Source organism: Prevotella marseillensis (genome assembly GCF_900625065.1).
In the GTDB taxonomy this organism is placed as follows: Bacteria; Bacteroidota; Bacteroidia; order Bacteroidales; family Bacteroidaceae; genus Prevotella; species Prevotella rara.
Genome location: NZ_UYXY01000001.1, coordinates 1,744,192 through 1,768,376, shown reverse-complemented (window position 1 = coordinate 1,768,376; position 24,185 = coordinate 1,744,192). Strand labels below are relative to the sequence as shown.

Genomic DNA, 24,185 nt, shown 5'->3' with positions numbered 1-24,185 from the left:
TTTATTTCTTTATTATACTTTTGACTAATATTTTGAACGTTTCTGTTGTCTTACATCTTACAGAGAGGGCTATAGTATGTTTTAAGACAAGATACGATATCCTGGCTTTTGTATATATGCTTCTGGTCTCGAAGTTGGCAGCATTTTGGCAATATTTCTTAAAGCGGCTGATAAGTTTTGCTTTGTCTTCAGCGTTATTCGAAAAGTCTTGTATGCATTCGATGTTTAATACGATGAAGTTTTTAGTGACTCTTTTCAGTCTTTCAATAAATTGAAAATCAGAAAAGTCGAGGCTTACGTCTTCTTTATATCCGCCCACTTTAATAAAGTCGGCGACTTTTATCAGCATCCCGCTATTTATAATGTCATATTCTTTAATTTTATGCATGCCTGGTTTTATGCATGTCGTCTGTTTCCAAATACACGATCTGACAGGTGACAGAAATCTGTCGCCGGATATCTTGTGTATGGGTACGAACAGACTGCAGTCAAGGTTCTCCGTCAAAGCCTTTTGATATTCAGCCATTGCTTCCGGTGGAAATGTCGTATCTTGGTCTGATAACAAAATCCATTCATATCCGTGTTGTCTGGCATACCTTGCTGCTTCGTTGTAATGTATGGATAGTCCAGGGTTGGAAGGATCCCATACATATTCGTATTTCACATTAGGGAGATCTATCTTTTCGTATTGTTTTGTCTGCGAGTTGTCAAAAACAAGCAAACAGCTTATGTTGTCTATATTATTTTTTATTAATGTATTGTATACGTTGCAGCTGGTTAATTTCGACCCGTAAATCACCACCACAACGGCAATTGATGCAGGATTGTTGTTTCTTGTAAATTTATCCATCTTTCATCACTCCTTATTATAGCTCAAATTGATGTGACAAATAAAGATAAGTACGGTCATCTGTATGATTGATGACAAACCCTGGAATATCTGTTCGTCAACAAACTGGGTAACTAATAATGTAAAAATATAGGCATATAGATACATCATCAGGTTGTTGCCTGTTTTTGAATATTTGTATATTGCGCCAATAATTAATCCATCAATCAAGGCAAATACAAAAATTCCGGTAAACCCAAAGTCCTTGAAGTATGAAGACATTATTGTATATACGTTAGTTGGCAGAGGCGTTGTACAGAATTCCTGAACGATAGGGGGAGGGGTGTTTATGTTGAATCCGAGTGATTCAAAAAGTCCATAGAAGAAGCGAAGAGTTACTTCACCCCATTGGGTAGACGAACATGGAGACAGTTGTCCAAATGCGATGATAGATGTTACAGAATAAATTATCAGCAAGTCTCCAATAACCTCGGCATCTGTTTCGGTGTCTGAGCTTCCTCTTAGAATAAACATCAGCGGTACCAATGCAATAAGAAACACTGATCCCCAAAATATAGGCTTTAATGATATTCTTCCTTTCTCATAAAGCAGATAAAGGCTCGTAAATATGTACATGAACAATGTCATCTTTCCCATTGTCGCAATAAAGAAGAGAAAGCAGAGCGATATGACAAGCAACATGCGCCATTTCCTTATTTTGCTGCGGCATATTTCTATGATTAGCAGAGTGTTTATGACGTATACAAAATATTTTACAATGCCAAGCTGGTTCTCTTCAGGGTTGACAGCCTGTTCTCTTAACGTGTAGAACAGGCCTTCGGGCGAACCGAGCATAAATGCATGTTGCACAGCTTTATACACGGCCATAGGAACAAGGATCAGCGTAATTAATGTTATTATGTCAACATTCTTTTCGCATACTTTCCATGGGCTTTTTTTATATGAAGGGAAAACTACAAAGGTGACGGCGGATGTAATGACAAAGGTAAATACCCAAATGGTTAAGCCGTATACAAATTGTTCAGAAACAGCATACAGCTCCTTATGAACAAAAGTATAGAGCGTGAGAATTATAATCCATACAATCAGAGTTGTATTCCATGGTGAGAATATCTGACGTTTTGGAAGATAAGAGCAGAATCTGGGTGACAGCAGGAAAAAAGACAGCATTCCTGCGAACACAAATATTAATATTATTATGTTTGTCAACATTTTGCCTTTATTTACTTATTCCATATTCCCGTTGCTTTATTGTTTGCCAGCTTTTCAAACTGAATCTTATTGCATATAGTGCATATCAGATTAACGGATATCAGTGCACTGATGATGCCGTAAAGACCAAATCTGTTGCCTAAGAATATAGCCAACGGGATGTATATTATAGCTTCTAACGCTGTTATTATTGTAATCAGACGTATTTTTCCTATTCCGAAGAGTATGTTAGAGTAACATGTGCTGTAAATAAGTACACACATATATATTGCCATTAATGCAGACAGCAGATAGCCTATTTCAACTTTACCGCCAATCCATATTTTATAGATGAATTCAGATGATGCGAGCATCAGTATCAGAAGAACGAGAAACGCCAGCATTATTTTATTCATCTTATTCATCATGTTGTTTATCCATTTCCAGTCATTCTTTGTATACGCATCAGTTGTTGCAGACCAGAGCGGTGCGGTGATGATTGTAAACACCATTATCGTCAGACTGAAGTATTTGTATGAAATCTGGTATGGCGTAACTTCTGCCGGAGATAATATGCGCGTAATCAGTACGTTTGAAGAGGCAAATATTATCAGACCTGATATCTGAACAATGAAGAACAATATTCCTAGTGAGAACAGTTCTTTAAGCTCCGTTTTATCAAACAGCCTGAATGAAGGCCTTAGATATTTGTATCTGCAAAATGTCAGCGGATACGAAATCAGGTAGACCATCAAGGGCGACAATGTGTAGATGCAGGCCACGTCGAATAATGTGAGCTTATATATTAGCGACAAAACAAATATGCAGATCAGTGCCAGCGTCTGGCCGGAAACAACTAGGAGATTGTTTATTGCCGGAAGTTGAAGCCCAAGATAGACATTTCCGATAAATTTGAAGATAAATGTTATGCCTACAAATACAATGGAAATAACAAATATACCCTCTAAGTTTGGTACTGTGGCGCTGTTTATGTTCAATAGCGAATGAAGGTCAATATTGTGAATTATTATTCTTAAAATGAGAACAATGGGTATTACAATAATGATCAGCATCATGAATGTTGTGCTGACAAGCCTTCTGGCTTTTTCCTTGTCGCCTTTTGCTAATGCTTCTGCAAGCTTATTTCTGAGTCCGTTTCCCAGGCCTATGTCAAATTGGTCTATCCATAACAAAATGGAATTGATGGTAAGCCAAATTCCATATTCGTATTGGTTCAGACAATTTAATGTAATGGGCACGAGCAATAATTGAACAATGCAGTTCCAGCCTTTTATAAGTATGGAACCGGCAATGTTCTTTTTTATTAAAGCTGTGCGTTCATTACCATTAAATATTTTTTTTGAAAACATAGACAGATGTTCCTATGAATGTTAGAATCATACAGAACGCAACAAACACCATGCGTTTGGGGCCTGTAGGCTTAAGTGGCACAGATGCCGACTGTAGTGTTGTGAACGCAGGCGTCCTTTCCTGTAATTTCGCTTTTGCAAGTTGAAGCTGCTGACTTATTTGCTGATAGTTGTTGTACTGCAGCTGCATCTCGTTTTCAAGGTCTTCCAGTTTTGCCTTGTAGCTTTCAAGCACCAAGTCCTGATTGGCATCAGAGAACACCGCATATACCTGTCTTGCACGTTCATACTGTCTTTTAGCTTCTTGATACAGATTTTTTGTGTACTCCAGGTCTATACGTGCCTTGTTTGTTCTGTACTTTATGATGAACTGCTGCAGTTTTACCCTTGCAGAGTCTGCTATGGTGGCACAGATCAAAGGATCCTGGTCCTCTACGTTTATAGTGATGACACTGGTCTTCTTGTCAACGCTACATTTAATCTTTTGCCCAACCAGTTTGGCTATGTCGTTTTGCTTTTTTGTCATTTTGAAAGGATTGACTTTCATTGCGCTAGCTCCGCCTTCAGCATCCTCGTCTTTAAACAAGTCTTTTACAAAACCTATTATCTTTTCCCACCATGCTGATTTCTGGTACTTCTCAAGATATTCGTAATATGTAGTTTCTATTTTCCCGTCATTTGATTTTATTTTAATGGGGAACATGCTTGTCTGAAAGTCGGCAGATTCCATCAGGTCAGGATACAGTTCTGGCACAATGGCATCCTGATTTGCCATATTAGACATGTTTAGGCCGAAGCTCGACGCCAAGGCACCAAGGCCACCTATATTTGGAGTGGTGGTTTCTGGTGCCAGTTTAACTTCACAGACATAGAATCTCGGAACACATAAAATTAAGAATGCACTTACAACAAATGCAACAGAAAGATTTATTATAAATAATTTCTTATGTGTCTTTATTCTGTTAAGAAGCTTTTTCAGGTCTATTTCCCTGAGCTTGTATTCTATATTCTCAACCATTTTTTTATTTTTTACAATATATTTGCCAGTGTCGCAATCATTGTTGCTATTGATGCAACAGATGTTCCGATAGTCATCTTTTCAGCAATAGTCATCTTGTTGATTTCCTTTTCAGGTACAACAATTTCACATCCGGGCTTTGGCTTGGCATTTTGGCTAACCTTTGCAATAGTGCCGTTCATGTAAACAATGTATGTCTGGCTCTTCTTTGCCTTTTCGCTGAATCCGCCGGCTTGGTTAATGTAATATTTAGCCTTCTTGCCCTTCTGGAAACCTACGGTGTTAGGATACATCACAGCACCGTTTATCTTTACTGTTCCGTTATATTGCGGTACGATGATTTTGTCGCCTTCACGCAAAACGATATCTGCATCGCATCCGGGGTTGGCTAGGGCCTTGTCTAATTCTATTCCGACAGAATAGAACTCAGGTATTTCAAATTTCTTGATTTTCTCGCTGTCTTTAAGATCTATTTTCTTGTTTTCCTTAGCAGCTTCTATTTCCATTTGTTCTGCCTCTTCCTTGGCTTTTTTGAGCACGGCTTCCATACGTGCGCGTTCGCTCTCGTTCACCTTTCTTTCGAGGCGTGCACCTGCAACATAGCCACGGCCGTTAACGCCGCCGGCACTCTTTATAAGGTCGCTCAGACGCTGATTCTTCTTAGAGAGCGTATATGTACCGCTGAACATTACTTCGCCTTCAACGACAACATTCTGCTGCTTGTAGTAGCCGGGACTCTTGCGGACATACACTTCGTCGAACGGCATGAGCTTGAAGCCGGGTGTGCCGTCAATCACAAAACCGTCTTTCAGGGCGAATGTGTAAGTGCGGGCAATGACTGAGTCAGTTGTCAGTGCCTTCGGGTTTACAATTCGTCTTGACACATCCACTTTTACTGTTGAGGCTGTCTGCTTTAAGCCTCCTGCCTGCAAGACGAAGTCCTCAAGGGTTTCGTTGTCGGCATATCTGTAAATACCCGGGTATTGCACCTCTCCGTGTATTGTGATTGTCTGTTCCTCCATCATCTCCTGTTTAGTCGGGATGAACAGCACGTCATTGTTTTGTATAGGTATGTCAGGAACGGTGCCGTCCAATATGCCTTCCACGTCAACAGGAACGACCTCGAGTGTACGGTCTTTCTTCATCCTGTGCATTACGGCACGTGCAGTAAAGGCTTCTTCACGGAGACCGTCGGCGTGTTCGATAAGTGTTTTTACGCTGTTGATGTCGCCTCCTACCTGATACATTCCGGGACGGAACACGGCACCCTTGACCTCAACCATGTTAGAGAAGCGGGGCAGGATAGAGTCAACGCTTACAGAGTCCTCGTCTGCAAGATGGAATGCACTCATGTCAAATTCATCAACGTTGTAGACAGAATATTCTCTTCCTGTCTTTCTGACAATGCGTACAGATTTCTTATATGCATCTCCTGTAAATCCTCCGGCGTATTTCAGCAAGGTACCAACGCTTTCGTTTCGCTTCATTTCATAGTACATCGGTCTTTTCACCTTTCCGGTAATATTTACCAAGCAGTCGTAAGGACCAACGGAAATGACGTCGTTGTCGGCAAGTCTGACGTTGCCTGTGAGTTTTCCGTTCAGGATATAGTCATAGATGTCCACAACAGACACCAGTCGGTTATTTCTGTATACCTTGATGTTACGCATCGTACCTATATCGTTTGTACCGCCTGCCATATACAAGGCATGGAATACTGTTGCAAACGCAGGAAGAGTGTAGGTTCCAGGGTTTTTCACCTCACCCATCACGTTAATCATTATCGAGCGTGTCTGACCAACAGTTAGCTTTATCTTCGAACTGCTGTATCTTGCTCCTAACGTAGAGCGCAGGCGTGCATTTGCCTGTGCCACGGTCAGACCGCTTACCTGTACGGGGCCGAAACCTTCTATTGTTACTTCTCCGTCGGGTGAAACGGTGCTTTCTATAGTCTTTTGTGATGCGCCATATATGTCGATATAAACAGCGTCGCCCGGGCCTAAAATGTAATTCTGCGGGGTGGCGATGTTCATGTTGGGCTCGAACGTAAGGTCCTTGTTGTTGAAGATATCACGTCCGAACACTTTTTTCTTTCTTTTTTCTGCAAGGAGCTTTTCCAGCATGGCCGTTGTGTCAGGGATGAATGTGTTCAGCTCATCCTGCATCATCAGCCAGTCTTCGTTTGTCTCGTCATAGACAACTTCTTTTGATTTGCTCTTTTTCTTTTCTCTTGTATCTTTTATTCTGTATTGCGGTGATTCTTCGTCATCGTCGTTTTTGCTTGAGCCTTTCTTTCCGTTATTCTTTCTCTGGCGTCCGTTATCTTCTTCCGAGTCTTTGCTGCTTACGGTGCCAAGGCCTTTGTTTTTTGCCTGACGTTCATATTTGTCTTTTACGCGCCTGATCTGTTCTATAGTTACGCCTTTCTGCATCAGTTTTGTTACAATCTGCGCCTGCGATGTGCCTTCGGCGTTTTCTTTCATTACAAATTTCAGTATCTGTTCGTCTGTCATTGACGATTGTGCTGTTGCATAACAAGGCAACAGCAGTGCGAATAAGAAAAGAATGATATATTTTTTCATATTAAATTAATTTCCACTTAAAATTTCTTGCCACTAATTATACTTGCGGCTGTACGCATTATTATGCTGAAGTCGAGCGCCAGCGAGCGGTTCTCGAGATAATGAATATCCATCTGCAGACGTTTCAGCATCTTTTCCATGCTGTCAGTATAGCCATTATATAATGTCGCCTCGGATGTCAGTCCGGGCCTCATTTCATATATTAGCACATACGAATTGTCTATTTCCATTATCTGGTCGATATAGTACTTGCGTTCAGGGCGTGGTCCTACGAGCGACATGTCGCCGATAAGCACGTTCCAAAGCTGTGGCAGCTCGTCAAGATGATGCTCTCTTAAAAATCTTTCGGTTTTGGTCGAGTTGCTGTCATCACATTTAGCCACCAGCTGTGGTTTGTCCTCAGCCTTGCTGAGAGTTCTGAATTTATATATGGTAAACGGCTTGCCTCTGTATCCTATGCGTTCTTGCGAGAATATTGCAGGTCCGTTCTTTTGTCTTTTGAGCATTATATATATAATGAGGAACAATGGTGATAATATAATCAGTCCTAAAAAGGCTGATATAAAGTCGAAAGCCCTTTTTATTGCCCTTTGTGTAGCATTCATAGCATCATGGCTGCAGCTTATGCAGTCCGCCTCTTTCGTATAGACGTTGTTCACCTTCTAAAAAAATATTGTTTCTCTATAATAACCCCAAATATTCAAATTTGTTGCAAAGGTAACACAAATAATTTGAAAAAAATGTTAGTTGCTCTCTGATTATTGAAAAAATAGCCATAAATTTGCGTATTCTTACAGAAAGAGTTATCTTTGCACGGATAAAACGTAGCTCCGGCACGTTTGGCAGATTGGGGTTGACCGGATTTGACAGCGGGTTGGAATGGTACGTAAGCACGCGGAGCGTCGTCTGTTGGCTCCTAAATCTCAGCGGTCAAAAATTTATCTGGCGAAAACAAATACGCTCTCGCTGCCTAATCGAAGCATAGTAGATTATCGGCTTAATCCAGTCACAAGGTGACAGGACGAGACACTGCTCGAAAGCTGTTGTTCCGAAGCGTTTCGGTAAAGCGGTGCGGTTAAATCGGAAATAGTCTTGTGCGGCCCCGCACTCAAGATGAAGTTTTAGGGGATAAGGTTGCAGTTGGTGGTCCGGGTCTTGCTGCAGCTCGAAAACCGAAGGCCGGAATAAGCGTGTAGAAAGCGTATGGTTTCCCTGTTTGGACGAGGGTTCGAATCCCTCCAGCTCCACACAAAAGGCGGTGTAAGCTTATTACGCCGCCTTTTTGTTTACTTTACGGCATATCTGTAATCTTTCCTGAACTTGCAGATTTAGTATGAAAATCTCTGTTTTGTCCTGATTTCATGTGTTTTATGGTGATGAATTATGTGCATGAAACAAATATTAATGTATTTGTGACGAATAGTGGGGCGCTAATTGATTATAGTTTTTACCTTTGTACTCGGTACAGGTCTTTTACGGCATAAGCCATAAGCGGATGGCGCATATCTATGGCGAAGACCTATGCATGGACATGAAAAACTTTAATATTCTGATATATAGAGATATGAAAAAAACTAAAATTAGCTGCATTCTTGCGTCTGCATTGCTTGCCTTTTCGGCACAGACAGCCGGCGCTCAAGCTGCAAGTGCCGCAAAGGCGCCTGCCACTGTTGCCCATACGGCATTGTTCGATTATTTCAGTTATAGTGGAGATGACGACATCTATAAGAAAGTGAAGCTCGAAGGCGAGGGCGGATTCTACAATCCGATACTTCCCGGATGGTATTCTGATCCGAGCATCTGCCGTGTCGGCGACGACTACTTTATGGTAACTTCAAGCTTCTCTTATTATCCCGGAGTGCCGTTGTTCCACAGCAAGGACCTCGTAAATTGGAAGCAGATCAGCTATATCCTCGACCGTCCGTCGCAGTTGCCTCTTGCCGGTCAGAAGGTTTCAGCAGGTATCTTTGCTCCTGCAATATCGTATAATCCTCACAACAAGACCTTTTATATGATAACCACAAACGTGGGGTGGGGCAACTTCTTCGTTAAGACAAAAGATCCGTTCGGCTCATGGTCGGAGCCAATCCGTCTGCCTGATGTAAAAGGCATAGACCCCTCATTCTTCTTTGACGACGACGGTAAGGCCTATATCGTAAACAATGACGAACCCGAAGGCAAGGCTGAATACGACGGCCACAGGGCTATCCGCGTGCGCGAATTTGACGTAAATACCGACAAGACTGTTGGTCCTGAGAAGATTCTCGTGAACAAGGGCGTGCATCCGGAGGACAAGCCGATATGGATTGAGGGTCCTCATATGTATAAGATTAACGGCAAATATTTCCTGATGTCGGCCGAAGGCGGCACCAGCGACATGCACTCAGAGGTGATTTTCAGAAGCGACAGCCCGTTTGGACCATTCGTTCCTGCCAAGAAGAATCCTATACTTACTCAGCGCGACCTTGATCCTAACCGCATAGACCCTGTTACATGTGCAGGTCATGCCGACCTCGTGCAGACTCCTTCCGGCGACTGGTGGGCTGTGTTCCTTGCATGCCGTCCGTGTGAGGGCAAGTTTGAGAATCTTGGACGTGAGACATTCCTCCTGCCTGTAAGCTGGACTGACGAAGGTTTCCCGCTCATACTTGAACAGGGAAAAACCGTGCCTATGACAGGCAATGTAAAGGGAGCTGTACGCGGAAAGAACGTAACCTTCGGTAATTTTGCATACAACGACGATTTCTCTGAAAAGACACTGTCGCTCGACTGGTTCTCGCTTCGCGGTCCTGTTGACTCTATCTGCAGCACAAATGCCGTGCCCGGTTATCTGTCAATGAAGTGCGTTGAGACTACAACTGCCGAGAAAGCTGTTCCTGCATACGTAGGCCGCCGCATACAGCATCATAAGTTTGAGTGCTCTTCACGTCTGGTATTCGAGCCTCAGACTGTAAACGAGCGCGCAGGCATGCTGCTCTTCAAGGACGAGACACATCAGTATCTGCTTTGCGTTGCCAAGACGTCAGCAGGCAAGGCCGTTGAACTTAGAAAGACAGCTGACGGGGGCAAAGACGAAATATTGGCAAGTTCGGCTCTCGCAAATGCCGACAAGGACATACGCCTGAAGATTGTTTCACGCGGTCTGACGTTCGACTTCTATTATGCAGTGGGCAAAGGCGAATGGAAACTGCTGAAGAACAACGTAGACGCCGGTTTCCTGTCGACACGCAACGCCGGCGGATTTACAGGCACCACCATCGGCCTGTATGCCACACGCGGATAATACATAATGGTAAAGGCAGTGCAGTCCGGATGCATTCTGGCATGGTTGAAACAGCCGGGGCACTGCCTGCCTTATATAAATAACGGTCTGGCCTACAGACTGAAACAACACATTGACAGCCTTACAGACTGTTTCTGAAGGATGCATGTTGAAGATAAATGCGTCAAGTCTAAAATCGGTCATTGTCTTACTTCTATCTGCAGATTGAGGCTTCCGGCTGTCTTATTGCTTTCTGTTGGCGTCTTGCCGTCTGCCTTTTCTTGACATTGCCCGCAGTGTTCGCAAAGAATCAAACGGCAGTCGGTTAAATGTCAAAACGACAATAAGGTCGGATTAAAATAACCGATTTGGCTTAAAATATGCGAAACATTAACCAAAATAGAAACATTCTGTGAAAATTGTCAGCATAAATAACGTTACAAATTAAATCTGTTTACGTTCTTTCTTTAAAAGAAACATAACAATGGACAGATACGCAAAATCTTTATTATCATTAATTTTAATGTTGCCGGTGTTCGCCAACGGGGCTGATGCCGGCAACACTATTGTAGTGCCAGAGAAAGAGAACGTAGGAGCAGCCGCAATGCCTGCCGGCATAGCTCCTGTAGACGAAGCGCCCTTCAAGCTGAAGAAGATAAGGCGCCCCGAATTTCCCGACCGCCGCGAAACCGTGGGCAAGGCCGACATTTCGGCATCGGGCAAGATAACTCCTGCAATCAATGAAAAGATAGAACGCCTCTCTAAGCATGGCGGCGGCACCGTGGTTGTGCCTGCCGGCAAGTGGTATTCAGGCAGAATAGAACTGAAGAGCAACGTGGAGCTTCGCCTGGATGAAGGTGCCGTGATAGAGTTCTCTGGCGAGGTGGACGACTATCAGCCTGCCGTGTTTACGCGCCATGAGGGCGTCGAGGTTATGGGTGCCGGTGCGTTTATATATGCCAACGGTGCAAAGAACATAGCCCTTACGGGCAAAGGCGTGATTATGGGGCCGCCGATGGACGTGCCCATGCGCAAGTTTCCTAACGGCAAAAGCGTAGTTGAGAACGACATCGACTACCGCATGCCTGTGAAAGAGCGTCTGTGCGACGGCAAGGAAGGCCGCACGTTCTACCGTCCCAAGTCGTTTTCGCCCATCAACTGCAAGAACGTGCTCGTTGAGGGCGTAACCTTCGAGCGCAGCCTTCTGTGGAACGTTAATCCCGTTTATTGTGAGAACGTGATAATAAGAGGCATAACCGTAAACTCTACAGACGTGCCGAGCGGTGACGGCATAGACATCTCTTCATGCAAGAACGTGCTTATAGAATACTCTACGCTCAACTGCGGCGACGACTGCTTCACGCTGAAGGCCGGACGATGCGAAGACGGACTGCGCGTCAACCGTCCTACGGAGAACGTGCTCATACGCTACTGTCTCGCCAAGGACGGTCACGGAGGCATCACCTGCGGCAGCGAGACGGCAGGAGGCATACGCCGTGTGTATCTTCACGACTGCGTGTTCTACGGCACACGCACGGGTTTCCGCTTCAAGACAAGGCGCAACCGCGGCGGCACCGTTGAAGACATCACCTATGAGAACATAAGACTGGTGAACGTGCGTGAGGCTTTCACGTGGGATCTGCTCGGTTCAAAGATGTATATGGGTGAGCTTGCGCGCCGCTATCCGCCGCTCGACATCACTCCGCTTACGCCTACGGTTAAGGACATAACCATACGCAACTTCATCGTTGAGTCGGCCGACAGGCTAATGACCGTCAACGGCATACCAGAGATTCCGTGTTCTGGCGTGCTACTTGAGAACGGCAGTGTCAGGACCAACAGGATAATAAAGACGCTCAACGATGCCGACGGACTGACGCTGCGCAACATGGAGATACAGGCTACTGACAACACGATGGTGATAGACGACAGCCGCAACGTGCTCTTCGACAATGTTACGTTCTATGTGCCCGACGGCGCGCTCAACATGGACATAAAGGGCAGCAAGGCTTCGGGCATAGTCATCCGCAGCAATGGGGCAGACATGGTCTGCAAGCCGGGATTGAACAAACTTTAGTGTTTTGTTTTTATATATTTTAATTCTGTTTAAACATAGTGACTGAAACGCTCATGCAGGCTTGGCTCCTGTGTGAGCGTTACTTTTTTATCCTAAATAGGTCAATTATTATCCGCAGGATTTTTGTTTTTATATTGAGCATGCTTCTGTCTGGGTTTCCGTGTGTATTGACGGTATGCCATTCTTTGGCAAGTGTTGGTTTATGATTGGGACATTTGAATATTGATAAGTGTAAGCATATTGAGGCTTATGCCGTTCATAATGATATTTTGCCTTTGTATGGATTTTCAGACAAAATAGAAAATATGTGCCCGATAATATGCCGCTTTTGTGCATCCGGCTGCATCCCGGTCTGCAAAATGCCGCCTTTCGTGTTGCCGTTTGTGGCCTTTTGCATCCTAAAAAGCCACCTTTTGCCATGCGTTATGCCTTGTGTCATGAGTGAATTTTGAGGCAAAATGCCGCTGTTTTAGTGTAAGAAAAATGCACACTGATGCTCTTTGACGTGCCAACATGTTGCTGTATAGCAGTTTACGCTTGCACACAAAAACAGCGGTATTTTACGCCCTGTTGAAAGAAATTTTATAATAGCAAGATTCTGGAGCGTTGACAGAAATCACAACGTAAGCACCGTGTCCGCCGTGCCGGCAATATGTCAGCATGCACAGACCGTTGTCGCACACCATTTTATAATGTCTTTTCATGGGTGCGCTGATGCTCTCCGTGTGTAGAGACGTCACGGTTGCGTATGCCGTTTTCTGCTGATGTTATGATTTTCCTTTGCTTCCTTGATGCGGTTGCGTATGTGGCTGAATTGTTTTAGTATACTGATCGTTCTCGGATTTTAAGCCCTCCTGTTGCGCTTCGTCCTGAATCTTATCTTTGTTGTCCTGCTCCTTGGGCCGCCGTCCGCGCAGCGTCATTCTCTTGTCGGTGTCCTATTTGTTTATCTTGCTTTCGTCCATATACTTCTCCAGATAGTCGAGCCCTTTGTTTGTGCAGCACCCGCGCATGTAGACCGTTATGAAGGTGTGGAATATCTCCTTCAGCGAATACTTGCGGTACATCTTTGTCTGCATAACATAGTTCATAGCGGCGTCGCTCATCTTGTGCACGATGTCATAGTTGATGTCGCCCCTGAAGAATCCGTGCTCTATGCCTTTCTTCATGAAGAGGTACGAGTTGGCGCGCTGTCTCTCGTTATACTCTTGCAGAAAAGCTACAATCTTAGAGTATTTCTGCGTTTCAAGAAAGAAGCGCGGATTGATGGTTCCCAGGTCTCTCAGCTTGGCTTTAAGGAAGAAGGCTATGACGTCCATCTCGTTGTCCGTCTTTTCGGCATACTCCTGCAGCTGCTTGGTCATCTTCTCAGAGTCGTGCTTTACACACTCGTAAAGCAGGTCTTCCTTGTTGCTGTAAATCTCATACAGGGTGCGTTTGGATATTCCCATTTCCGTGGCAATATCGTCCATCTTCACAGCCCTGATTCCCTTCTGTTTGAAGAGCTGCATCGACGTTTCGAGTATCCTTGTTTTCAGATTTTCACGATAAACTGTTATGTTGCCTGTTTTGCGCATAAACACTATTCTTATTTTATTTGCAAAGTTAATAATTTTTCTAAAAAAAACTATTTGCTTTCCTTTATTTTTATTACATTTGCATGACTTTTCATGATAAAGTGAAATGGTTATAAGGTAAAAGACAATACAAAATAAGATAACAGAAAACGCCTATGGTAAACATAACAAAAGAGGCCGCTCTTGCATATCACAAGAACGGGAAACCCGGAAAAATAGAAGTTAAACCGACAAAGCCCTACAGTACGCAAACCGACCTTAGTCTGGCTTACTCGCCGGGCGTTGCGTTTCCGTGCCTTGAGATACAGAAAACTCCCGATGACGCGTATAAATACACCGCTAAGGGCAATCTTGTTGCCGTGATAAGCAACGGCACCGCCGTGCTCGGTCTGGGCGACATCGGAGCCATGAGCGGCAAGCCCGTCATGGAGGGCAAGGGACTCTTGTTTAAGATTTATGGCGGCATCGACGTGTTCGACATTGAGGTTGACGAAAAAGACCCCGAAAAGTTCTGCGAGGCTGTAGAGAAGATAGCCCCCACGTTCGGCGGCATCAACCTTGAAGACATAAAGGCTCCTGAATGTTTCTACATCGAAGAGCGACTGAAGCGCACGCTCGACATCCCCGTGATGCACGACGACCAGCACGGCACGGCCATCATATCTGCCGCCGGACTGAAGAATGCTCTCGAGGTGAACGGCAAGGACATATCAAAGGTTAAGATTGTTGTCAACGGAGCAGGTGCGGCAGCCATATCATGTACAAAGCTGTATATGGCTCTCGGCGCAAAGCGCGAGAACATCGTGATGCTCGACTCTAAGGGCGTTATCACCAGCGACCGCGAAAACCTTACGGAGCAGAAGAAGCTCTTTGCTACCGACCGCCGCGACGTGCATACACTCGAGGAGGCTGTAAAGGGAGCCGACGTGTTTGTCGGTCTTTCCAAGGGCAACGTGCTCACTCAGGACATGGTAAGGTCTATGGCCGACCAGCCCATTGTGTTCGCCCTGGCTAATCCCGTGCCCGAGATTTCATATGAGGAAGCCATGGCCAGCCGTCCCGACGTGCTCATGTCTACCGGCCGTTCTGACTATCCTAACCAGATTAACAACGTTATCGGCTTCCCGTATATCTTTAGAGGCGCTCTCGACGTTCATGCCTCTGCCATAAACGAGGAGATGAAGCTTGCCGCCGTCAACGCCATTGCCAACCTGGCAAAGCAGCCTGTGCCCGATGTTGTTAACGACGCATATCAGGTAAACAACCTTACTTTCGGTCCGTCTTACTTCATTCCGAAACCTGTCGACCCGCGCCTCATCACCGAAGTGTCGGCAGCCGTTGCCAAGGCAGCCATAGAGAGTGGGGTGGCACGCACCACGATAACCGACTGGGACGAATACAAGAACCATCTGCGCGAGATGCTCGGACAGGAAACCAAGCTCACGCAGAAGCTTTATGATACAGCACGCAAGCACCCGCAGCGCGTAGTCTTTGCCGAAGGCATACACCCTACGATGCTCAAGGCTGCCGTACAGGCCAGGAACGAGGGCATCTGCCAGCCTATCCTGCTGGGCAACGACGAGCGCATAATGAAGCTTGCCAAGGAACTCGATCTTAATCTCGACGGCATAGAGATAGTAAATCTGCGCCACGACAACCAGAACGACCGCCGTGAGCGCTATGCACGCATACTTGCCGAGAAGCGCAAACGCCAGGGCTACACATTCCAGGAAGCCAACGACAAGATGTTTGAGCGCAACTATTTCGGTATGATGATGGTTGAGACCGGCGAGGCCGACGCCTTCATCACGGGTCTTTACACCAAGTATTCAAACACCATCAAGGTGGCAAAGGAGGTTATCGGCATACAGCCCGGATACAACCATTTTGGCACGATGCATATCATCAACTCCAAGAAGGGTGTGTTCTACATGGCCGACACGCTTATCAACCGCCATCCCGACAAGGACGTGCTCGTAGACATTGCACGTCTGAGCGCAATGACCGTAAGATTCTTCAACGAAGAGCCGAGGATAGCCATGATAAGCTATTCAAACTTCGGTTCCGACGAGATAGGCAGTCCGGCTCAGGTTCATGCTGCCGTTGAGGCTATGCAGACACGTTATCCTGACCTGGCCATCGACGGCGAGATGCAGGTAAACTTTGCTCTCGACAACAAGTTGCGCGACGCCAAGTATCCGTTCTCGCGCCTTAAGGGCAAGGATGTCAACACGCTTGTGTTCCCTAACCTAAGCAGTGCCAACAACGCATACAAGCTGTTGCGTGCAATGAATTCTGACGCTGAGATTATCGGTCCTATCCAGATGGGTCTTAACAAGCCTATACACTTCACCGACTTCGAGTGCAGCGTACGCGATGTTGTCAACATCACTGCCGTGGCCGTTATCGACGCTTACGTGCAGAAGATAAAGGAGAACAGACAATAACGGCGCAGCTGCCTGCGATATAACATTATGTATGACGGCTCCAATGATGTAACTACATGTCATCGGAGCCGTCGTCCGTTTTACCCCAAATCCTGATTGCTGATTTGGGCTTATGCCTTATGTCAGGGCAACGCCATGCCTGGCGGCTTTAACTGAATGAGGTGTGTATAACCTCAAATCCGCAACCGCCCTCATAAGATGACACAGAGGTCAAAAAGGTAGCGACACTGTGGCAAAAGAGGGTGCAACGCAGCAAAAATCGCCACAAAGACGCATTAAATCCCCTTACCCCACCATGCGACTTGAGGCAATACGCAAAATCACGACCATAAGTTGTCGGTGTCATCCAAAGTCATTCTGGAACACATCAGCATAAGCGTTGTTGCATGAATAGATATTCAGCACATACTGCCTTGATGTCCTGACCCATTTGGCTGGCACAGAGATGAACTTGAAGACAAACGCCTTGATGCGGCTTGTTGCTTTGAGTCCGAACCTCTTCACGTCAAGCCTCGCCATGATGAATTTATAGAAGTTGCGTATGAGTGCCGTAAGCAGAAGAAACACCGTGTTTTCTCCCATGAAGGATTTTGGAAGCCTGTTCCAGCCGAATCCGTTATTCATGTCATCGAAGATGCGTTCCTTCCCTCCACGGAGGTTATAGAATTCGACAATCTCTTTCTCGGAAGACTCGTAGTCATTTGTAAGGATGCAGCGGTAGGTGTATTCTCCTTCCCACAGGTCGAGTTCGCCGTCTATCCGCTTCTGTCTTTGAATCACAAGACGGTATGCCTTCCCTTTCCATTTCTCGATGAGAATGGAGGCCAGCTCAAACTCAATGCCGCCCAATTCCACTTTCTTCCAACCTCTGAGGGCAAAGATGTCATTGTAGAGCGAACTGCATCGGTTGGCACGGATATAGAAGGTCTTGCAGTGTTTAGCAATCTCTTCCACTATCTCTTCAGAACACGAGCCGCAATCAGCTCTGAAACGGTTGATAATAAGCTTGTTCTGTTCAAACCTTTCAAAGAACCTCTTCAGCGTGTCCTTCTGGCGTAAACGGACATTTGTGTTGCCGTCGCTGTTCTCAATGCCGACAATCAAGTCGCCAATAACCGCCCCGCCAGGGTGATAACCAAGGAACTTCTTGTATGTAGGCTTCGCATCATACTTCTCAGCCTCTATGAACTGGTGGTCGAAGTCAACGTCATACCCCTCGCCCTCTTTCAGTTGCCCTGTGGACAATAGGCAATTGAGGAGCAGTGTATTCAGCTTGTCTGCCGTGTTGAAGTCGTAGGTCTTGCCAGTGTCGGATGTGTAGGAAATGTTATCCTGGGTCAGTTCCTTTATGGCTCTGAGAATCGTGTCGGCACTGCATGTGCGAAGTGTCGGATGAAGCGAGAGGTGGTACATCAGATGAGTGGTGACATCCTCTATGCATGAGCCGCCACAGAAATAAACGCTCATAAGCGAACGGATGATTTCGCTGTATTGATAACCATACAGCCTGCATCTCATACCGAGGGTTGAGTCGATTACAGATGAGAGATTGGAGTCAAATTGCTCCATTATTGAAAAAATTCCTCCAAAAGGAGAGAGTTTCTCAGATTTTATTGCTACCTTTGCCATGTCTGTCGGGTTTGATACATATTTTGATTTGCAACACTAAGATAGGTGAAAAATCTGACATAGCAAAATCCTGAGCAACTTTTTGTTGCTCAGGTACTTATAAAATAAGTTAAACTAAAATGCTGCGGAATTTAGGTATAATATAAAAAGTGTGAAAAACTTTATCTTTCATGTCACTGACGGCCTTGTCATACGTCTATGACAATAGAAACAAATGACATAATTAACAACAAAACGACACTATTATGAAAAAGCTGTTTATTCTGGCGCTGGCAGCAATGTTCTGCATGGCCGGCTTTGCCAAAAGCACACAAGAGGTAATCAACGAGATCACAAAGTCTACAGGTGCGCAGGCCATAACGCTCAGCAAGGACCTTATTGCAGCGCAGGCTGCCGCCATGCCTGAAAATGTCAAGGCTCTCCTGTCTAATCTTGACGGCGGCACTCTCGTCCTGCTGTCTGAGGGCACCGACGAGCAGATAAAGACATTCAACGACAGGGTGGGAGAGATAGACTCTGAATCTTATGAAGCTATGGCTTCGTTCGTTGACGAATCAGACACCATAAAAGTATTCGGCAAGTGTGAGGGCGACTATGTTACCGAACTTTTCATCGCCTTTTCAGACGATGAAGATTGTGCCCTTATCGACGTTACCGGCAAGATAAGCAAGGAGGACGCCATGAAGCTCCTGAACAAAGACATGCTGCAGCAGATTCTTTAACCGTAAACAGGTCATTGCTCCGCATATTCTTCAGCAAGTAGACGGCTGAAAGCATGAATGCACAAAACAGATAATGCTGTGTGCGGGCTAATAACCTATTGTGTTTTAAGTTAAAGAAAGGTTTATATAAAAACGGACAAATGCCGGCTGTTGTGCCTGTGCATTTGTCCGTTTCCTTTTTATAGTCAAGGCATCATAGCCTTTTGTATGTCTTCATTGTGTGCGGCATCGCTGCCACACCCTCATTCTTCTTACAGTCTTATAATCTGCTTCACGCCCTTCACGTTGCGCAGCTTCTTTATCAGTTGTTCCAGTTTCGATGTGTCCTCCACGTTTACCACGAGATTACCGCGGAACAGTCCGTCGTTGCTGTCAATGTTTATGCTGCGCATCATGATGTTCTCCTCTTTCGATATAATGCTCGTTATGTTGTTCACGATGCCTATGTCGTCGTTTCCTATAATCTTCAGCGTGATAGAGTATTGCGATTTACCCTTTCCGCTCCACATCGCCTTCACCACCCTGTAGCCGAATCGCTTTCTCAGCTCGGGTGCATTGGGGCAGTCGGTGCGGTGAATCTTAATTCCGCCGTTCACGGTTACAAATCCGAACACGTCGTCGCCGTATATCGGGTGGCAGCATTTCGACAGCGTATAGTCCACGCCTTTAAGGTTCTGGTCAATCACCAGCACGTCGTCGTTCGAGTAGGCAATCTCCTCGTTGGGGTTCTCAAAGCTAAACTCTTTCGCACTTCTTGCCGGAGCCGTTGGTGCGGTGTTGTTGTCGAACATCAGCACCTGCTGATACGTTTCTATTGTCTGGTTTACGTCGAGGCTTCCGTCAGCCATGTCTTTGTAGAAGTCGTTTGCCTCCTTATATCCCAGTTTCTTTATCAGGTGCGACACGGCACTCTCGTCAAAGTCGATCTTTCGGTTTTTCAGTCGGCGTTCAAACATCTCCTTTGCATACGCTCCGTCTTTCACCATAAGGTCTTTTATGGCCATTCTTATCTTCGACTTTGCGCGGCTTGTCTTCACGATGTTCACCCAGTCCTGTTTCGGCTTTTGCGTGCTCGACGTCATAATCTCCACCTGGTCGCCGTTTTTCAGTATGTATCTGAATGTAACCGCCTTGTTGTTTATCCTTGCTCCCGTGCAGTGGTTGCCTATGTTAGAGTGTATGCGGTAGGCAAAGTCGAGCACGGTGGCTCCTTTCGGAAACTTCATAAGGTCGCCTTTGGGCGTAAACACAAACACCTCGTCCTCATAAAGATCCATCTTAAACTGGTCTATCACCTGCAGGTCGTCCTTGTTCTCCAGCGCCGTTCTGATGCTGTTGAGCCATTCGTCAAGTCCGCTTTCGCCCTTCACACCCTTGTATCTCCAGTGGGCAGCCAGTCCTCTTTCTGCCACCTCGTCCATGCGCTCTGTGCGTATCTGCACCTCCACCCATTTGTTTTCAGGTCCGAGCACGGTTATGTGCAGACTCTCGTATCCGTTCGACTTAGGCACGCTCAGCCAGTCGCGCATACGTTTCGGGTTAGGCTGATACATGTTTGTTATTATGGCGAACACCTGCCAGCACTGCATCTTCTCCAGTTCTGCCGGCGAGTCGAGTATTATTCTTATTGCAAACAGGTCATATATGCCTTCAAAGCCGCATTGCTGTTTCTTCATCTTCTGCCAGATGCTGTGAATGCTCTTTGTGCGTCCCTTCATGTGAAACTTCAGTCCGGCCTCTTTCAGCTTCTTGTCTATAGGCGTTATGAACTTTTCTATATAAGCGTCGCGGCTTTTCTTTGTCTCGTTGAGTTTCGCCTTAATCATGTAGTAGGCGTCGTGCTCAAGATATTTCAGGCTCAGGTCTTCCAGCTCGCTTTTCAGCTTATACAGTCCCAGTTTGTGTGCCAGCGGGGCATACAGATAGCTTGCCTCCTCGCTCACCTTCATCTTTGCCTCAGTGTTTGTGGTGTCCCTTATCTGCCTCATCAGGTTCACCCTGTCGGCAATCATTATCAGTATCACCCTCATGTCCTCGGCAAACGACAGCAGCAGGTTTCTGAAGTTTTCGCTCTCTATCACCGGATTCTTCTTATACAGTTCCTGTATGCTTCTGAGTCCGTGAATTATGGTAGATACGTTTTTTCCGAAGTTCTTTTCTATTTCCTCAAGCGAGTTGTCGTTTTCAGCCACGCTTGTATATAGAAGTATGGCCATCACGCCGTCGCGCTTCAGTCCAATCTCGCTCACGGCAATCTGTGCGGTCTGCAGACTCAGCAGTATGGGGTTCATTCCAAACACATCGCGCTGTATAAGGTCGTTTTCGAGAGCGGTTTTCAGATGCCTGAAGACGTTTTTCTCGTCTTCTCTTTTCAGCATGCCGTGTGCGTTCTCGCGCAGTCCGCGTATTATGTTTACAATGTCGTTTCTCTCTTTTTGGGTAAAGAACAGTTTTTCAGCCATATCCTTCTTGTATGTTAAGGGCATTGCCGCCTGTTGGCGTCTGCCGTTGATGAATCTATCTTTAAATGTCCGGCTTTGGCTTGTCTTCCATGTTTCAGCATGCGTGCCGGCGTGTATGCTTACAGGTTAATAATGCCTTTGCACGGCAACTTTTCATGGTCTGCCGGAGTACATTGTTATGCAAACTTACACATTTTTCCTGATATTTTCGGATGTTCTTTCAAATAAATTAAATAATAAGGCATTTCTGACAATAAGTAATAACTTTTTAATATCTAAAGTTATGTTTTTTAAGAAAAAAACTATATATTTGTAACTGATTTACTGAAACCTTATAAAATTATAATACTTATGTTATCACCAGAAGACTTAAAGCAGATTGCCGAAAAAGGCATAACCGAAGAACAAGTAGCAACCCAACTCGAAGAGTTTAAAAAAGGCTTTCCTTTCCTGAAGCTCGAGGCAGCAGCAGGCATAGGCCGTGGCGTCATTGCTCCTGCCGACAGTGAGCGTGCCGACTATATCGCAAAGTGGGAAGCCTATAAGGCAGAAGGCAAGAAGATCGTAAAGTTTGTTCCTGCCAGTGGAGCTGCCAGCCGTATGTTCAAGGATATGTTCGCTTTTCTCGGCGCTGACTATGACGAACCGCGTACTGACTTCGAAAAGAAATTCTTCGACAACATAGAGAAGTTTGCTTTCTATGATGAGCTTAACGCAGCTTGCGTAAAGAATGAGGGCAAGGACATCGCAGCCCTTGTTGCTGCCGGCAACTATAAGGCTGTTGTTGCCAATATGCTAGAGTCTAGGGGCCTTAACTACGGACAGCTGCCTAAGGGCCTGCTGCTCTTCCACAGATATGAAGACGGCGTGCGCACTCCTCTCGAGGAGCATCTTGTTGAGGGAGCATTATATGCGTCAAGCGCAGGCGAGGCTAATGTTCACTTCACCGTAAGCCATGAGCATAAGGCTCTGTTTGAGAAGAAGGTGGCTGAGAAGAAAGACAAATATGTTGCCAAGTTCGGCATCAACTACAATATCTCTTTCTCTGAGCAGAAGCCCAGCACCGACACTATTGCCGCCAACCCGGACAACACTCCGTTCCGCAATGCCGACGGCTCTCTGTTGTTCCGTCCCGGAGGTCATGGCGCTCTCATCCAGAATCTTAACGACATCGACGCCGACGTAATCTTTGTAAAGAACATCGACAACGTTGTGCCCGACCGTCTTAAGAACGACACCGTAACCTACAAGCAGCTCATTGCCGGAATTCTTGTAACGTTGCAGGAGAAGGTGTTCAGCTATCTGCGCCTGCTCGACAGCGGTGAGTATAGCAATTCACAGATTGAAGAAATCATACGTTTCGTTCAGAACGATCTGTGCTGCCGCAAGCCAGACATCAAGAATCTTGAGGATGCCGACCTCGTTATCTATCTGCGCTCAAAGCTCAACCGTCCTATCCGTGTCTGCGGAGTTGTAAAGAACGTTGGCGAGCCGGGCGGAGGTCCGTTCCTTACCTACAATCAGGACGGCACCATCAGTCTGCAGATACTTGAGAGCAGCCAGATTGACAAGAGCAACACCGAATACATGAAGATGTTTACCGAGGGCACACACTTCAATCCCGTTGACCTCGTTTGTGCCGTTAAGAATTATAAGGGCGAGCCGTTCAATCTGCCTGACTATGTTGACAAGACAACAGGATTTATCAGCAGCAAGAGCAAGAACGGCAAGGAGCTGAAGGCTCTCGAGTTGCCGGGCTTGTGGAATGGTGCCATGAGCAACTGGAACACCGTGTTCGTAGAAGTTCCTCTGTCAACATTCAACCCCGTAAAGACCGTCAACGACCTTCTTCGCGAGCAGCATCAATAAGATAAAAATAGAGAATTGGGATTCTTTACATGCCCAATTCTCTATTTTTCTTTATTATATAATATATTTTTTGTTTTATAATTAGCTACACTGAACTGCGTTTCATAATTTATAAATAGCTAATGTTGAACTACGTTTCATAATTAGCTATGCTGAACTTCGTTTGCGCTTAGTGCCAATGTAAACAATAAGGCGGGCTGAAAATCACAATACATTTGGATTTTTCGTTTTTCACTTTTAACTTTTCATTTTCGTAAGACGCACTACGTTGGCTATTGTGCCGGCGGATCTGCGCTCCGCCGGAATTGAGTATAAGGATCTCCTGATCCGCTTAAAGTACCGCTGTATTACGAAAGTGAATAATGAAAAATTTAATGCTATGTTTGCATTAAAAATATAAGGTGATGTCAAATAGGAAGTAATCGGATTAAATAAATCCTTATACTCAATTCCGGCCGATTGCAAATCAGTCGGCACATTAGCTTTATTGGTTCTTATCGCACGCACTACGCTAAGTTATCGCTCACAAAGGTGAGCTAGTAGTTAGAGTCATATGCCTTGTTGATTCTTTTCAATGTAATACAATTGACAATAATCGACGAAGCGCACGCACTACGTTTGGTAATGTTCCGGCTGATTTGCAATTGTCGTGCAAGTGAGAGCAGAAGCAAATCTCATTTGGTTATGCCGAGCGCAGCCGACAATCAATAGAATTAATCTGCCGGAATATAATATAAGGATCTTTGATCCGCTAAAAAATACTGCTGCCTTATGAAGTGAGTAATAAAAAATCTAATGATAATTTTGCATTAAAAGTATAAGATGATGCTAAATAGGAAGTAATCGGATTAAAAATTAGCTACGCTGACCTTCGGTTCTTATATTTAATTCCGGCGGAGCGCAGATCCGCCGGTACAATAGCATATTTAAGAATAGGAAGTAATCGGATTAAATAAATCTTTATACTCATTTCCGGCAGATTTTTCGCTGTGCTCAACAACTCGTGCAAATCAGCCGGTACATTAGTGAACGTAGTGCTTGTAAGGTCAGGATAAGAATCCACAAAGCATATGACTCTAACTCTCACTTACATGACAATTAATTTCATTGATTGTCGGCTGCGCTCGGC

General features: G+C 45.3%; 14 protein-coding genes and 1 other RNA gene. 6 read left to right on the top strand and 9 right to left on the bottom strand.

Going from position 1 to position 24,185, the window contains the following annotated elements; all coding sequences use genetic code 11:
* Position 1: 1 nt before the first annotated feature.
* The 6 genes from EJL04_RS07400 to EJL04_RS07375 are packed head-to-tail and all read right to left on the bottom strand — an operon-like array spanning position 2 to position 7,616.
* Positions 2 to 850 carry a glycosyltransferase gene (locus EJL04_RS07400; RefSeq protein WP_125104539.1) on the bottom strand — a complete coding sequence of 283 codons (849 nt, stop codon included), beginning with the start codon at positions 848 to 850 and terminating at the stop codon, positions 2 to 4.
* 6 nt (positions 851 to 856) lie between these two features.
* Positions 857 to 2,062 (bottom strand): O-antigen polymerase, encoded by a 1,206-nt coding sequence (locus EJL04_RS07395; protein WP_125104538.1) that lies wholly within the window; start codon positions 2,060 to 2,062, stop codon positions 857 to 859.
* An 11-nt stretch (positions 2,063 to 2,073) separates the two neighbouring features.
* The gene (locus EJL04_RS07390; protein ID WP_021855385.1) at positions 2,074 to 3,411 is read right to left on the bottom strand and encodes a lipopolysaccharide biosynthesis protein; all 1,338 of its coding nucleotides are present in this window, start codon (positions 3,409 to 3,411) and stop codon (positions 2,074 to 2,076) included.
* Positions 3,389 to 4,429 carry a chain length determinant protein gene (locus EJL04_RS07385; RefSeq protein WP_021855386.1) on the bottom strand — a complete coding sequence of 347 codons (1,041 nt, stop codon included), beginning with the start codon at positions 4,427 to 4,429 and terminating at the stop codon, positions 3,389 to 3,391. Before EJL04_RS07385 ends, EJL04_RS07390 begins: the two co-directional genes overlap by 23 nt.
* Before the next feature lie 11 nt (positions 4,430 to 4,440).
* On the bottom strand, positions 4,441 to 7,011 hold the full coding sequence (locus EJL04_RS07380) for an SLBB domain-containing protein (RefSeq protein ID WP_125104537.1): 2,571 nt from the start codon (positions 7,009 to 7,011) through the stop codon (positions 4,441 to 4,443).
* 17 nt (positions 7,012 to 7,028) lie between these two features.
* Positions 7,029 to 7,616, bottom strand: coding sequence for a sugar transferase (locus tag EJL04_RS07375; protein WP_053398628.1), 588 nt, complete (start codon positions 7,614 to 7,616; stop codon positions 7,029 to 7,031).
* A 244-nt stretch (positions 7,617 to 7,860) separates the two neighbouring features.
* Here EJL04_RS07375 and ssrA point away from each other — a divergent pair.
* The 3 genes from ssrA (at position 7,861) to EJL04_RS07360 (ending at position 12,350) form a co-directional block, all read left to right on the top strand.
* Positions 7,861 to 8,261, top strand: a transfer-messenger RNA (tmRNA) gene (gene ssrA, locus EJL04_RS07370).
* A 314-nt stretch (positions 8,262 to 8,575) separates the two neighbouring features.
* Positions 8,576 to 10,294: a glycoside hydrolase family 43 protein gene (locus EJL04_RS07365; protein ID WP_125104536.1), complete on the top strand. Its 1,719-nt coding sequence runs from the start codon at positions 8,576 to 8,578 to the stop codon at positions 10,292 to 10,294.
* Positions 10,295 to 10,757: 463 nt separating this feature from the next.
* A complete protein-coding gene (locus EJL04_RS07360) occupies positions 10,758 to 12,350 on the top strand; it encodes a glycoside hydrolase family 28 protein (protein ID WP_338142711.1) in 1,593 nt (530 codons plus the stop codon).
* Positions 12,351 to 13,288: 938 nt separating this feature from the next.
* On the opposite strand, the gene EJL04_RS07355 is transcribed toward EJL04_RS07360, so the two are convergent.
* Positions 13,289 to 13,927 carry a TetR/AcrR family transcriptional regulator gene (locus tag EJL04_RS07355; protein ID WP_021855392.1) on the bottom strand — a complete coding sequence of 213 codons (639 nt, stop codon included), beginning with the start codon at positions 13,925 to 13,927 and terminating at the stop codon, positions 13,289 to 13,291.
* Between the two features lie 155 nt (positions 13,928 to 14,082).
* Here EJL04_RS07355 and EJL04_RS07350 point away from each other — a divergent pair, with 155 nt between their 5' ends.
* Complete coding sequence (locus tag EJL04_RS07350) at positions 14,083 to 16,374, top strand: NADP-dependent malic enzyme (RefSeq protein WP_053398630.1); 2,292 nt, start codon at positions 14,083 to 14,085, stop codon at positions 16,372 to 16,374.
* A gap of 342 nt (positions 16,375 to 16,716) precedes the next feature.
* Here EJL04_RS07350 and EJL04_RS07345 read toward each other — a convergent pair whose 3' ends face one another.
* Complete coding sequence (locus EJL04_RS07345) at positions 16,717 to 18,003, bottom strand: IS1380-like element ISBf11 family transposase (protein ID WP_125104535.1); 1,287 nt, start codon at positions 18,001 to 18,003, stop codon at positions 16,717 to 16,719.
* A 245-nt stretch (positions 18,004 to 18,248) separates the two neighbouring features.
* On the opposite strand from EJL04_RS07345, the gene EJL04_RS07340 reads away from it, so the two are divergent.
* Positions 18,249 to 18,725 (top strand): DUF4252 domain-containing protein, encoded by a 477-nt coding sequence (locus EJL04_RS07340; RefSeq protein ID WP_125104534.1) that lies wholly within the window; start codon positions 18,249 to 18,251, stop codon positions 18,723 to 18,725.
* Between the two features lie 251 nt (positions 18,726 to 18,976).
* Here EJL04_RS07340 and EJL04_RS07335 read toward each other — a convergent pair whose 3' ends face one another.
* On the bottom strand, positions 18,977 to 21,187 hold the full coding sequence (locus EJL04_RS07335) for a RelA/SpoT family protein (RefSeq protein ID WP_125104533.1): 2,211 nt from the start codon (positions 21,185 to 21,187) through the stop codon (positions 18,977 to 18,979).
* A gap of 351 nt (positions 21,188 to 21,538) precedes the next feature.
* On the opposite strand from EJL04_RS07335, the gene EJL04_RS07330 reads away from it, so the two are divergent.
* A complete protein-coding gene (locus EJL04_RS07330) occupies positions 21,539 to 23,056 on the top strand; it encodes a DUF4301 family protein (RefSeq protein WP_021855396.1) in 1,518 nt (505 codons plus the stop codon).
* Positions 23,057 to 24,185 lie beyond the last annotated feature (1,129 nt).

What these genes read in the sequence shown, in the direction of transcription:
- EJL04_RS07400 (WP_125104539.1), bottom strand. Translation starts at nt 850, where the DNA reads ATGGATAAATTTACAAGAAACAACAATCCTGCATCAATTGCCGTTGTG.
- EJL04_RS07395 (WP_125104538.1), bottom strand. Translation starts at nt 2,062, where the DNA reads ATGTTGACAAACATAATAATATTAATATTTGTGTTCGCAGGAATGCTG.
- EJL04_RS07390 (WP_021855385.1), bottom strand. Translation starts at nt 3,411, where the DNA reads ATGTTTTCAAAAAAAATATTTAATGGTAATGAACGCACAGCTTTAATA.
- EJL04_RS07385 (WP_021855386.1), bottom strand. Translation starts at nt 4,429, where the DNA reads ATGGTTGAGAATATAGAATACAAGCTCAGGGAAATAGACCTGAAAAAG.
- EJL04_RS07380 (WP_125104537.1), bottom strand. Translation starts at nt 7,011, where the DNA reads ATGAAAAAATATATCATTCTTTTCTTATTCGCACTGCTGTTGCCTTGT.
- EJL04_RS07375 (WP_053398628.1), bottom strand. Translation starts at nt 7,616, where the DNA reads ATGAATGCTACACAAAGGGCAATAAAAAGGGCTTTCGACTTTATATCA.
- EJL04_RS07365 (WP_125104536.1), top strand. Translation starts at nt 8,576, where the DNA reads ATGAAAAAAACTAAAATTAGCTGCATTCTTGCGTCTGCATTGCTTGCC.
- EJL04_RS07360 (WP_338142711.1), top strand. Translation starts at nt 10,758, where the DNA reads ATGGACAGATACGCAAAATCTTTATTATCATTAATTTTAATGTTGCCG.
- EJL04_RS07355 (WP_021855392.1), bottom strand. Translation starts at nt 13,927, where the DNA reads ATGCGCAAAACAGGCAACATAACAGTTTATCGTGAAAATCTGAAAACA.
- EJL04_RS07350 (WP_053398630.1), top strand. Translation starts at nt 14,083, where the DNA reads ATGGTAAACATAACAAAAGAGGCCGCTCTTGCATATCACAAGAACGGG.
- EJL04_RS07345 (WP_125104535.1), bottom strand. Translation starts at nt 18,003, where the DNA reads ATGGCAAAGGTAGCAATAAAATCTGAGAAACTCTCTCCTTTTGGAGGA.
- EJL04_RS07340 (WP_125104534.1), top strand. Translation starts at nt 18,249, where the DNA reads ATGAAAAAGCTGTTTATTCTGGCGCTGGCAGCAATGTTCTGCATGGCC.
- EJL04_RS07335 (WP_125104533.1), bottom strand. Translation starts at nt 21,187, where the DNA reads ATGGCTGAAAAACTGTTCTTTACCCAAAAAGAGAGAAACGACATTGTA.
- EJL04_RS07330 (WP_021855396.1), top strand. Translation starts at nt 21,539, where the DNA reads ATGTTATCACCAGAAGACTTAAAGCAGATTGCCGAAAAAGGCATAACC.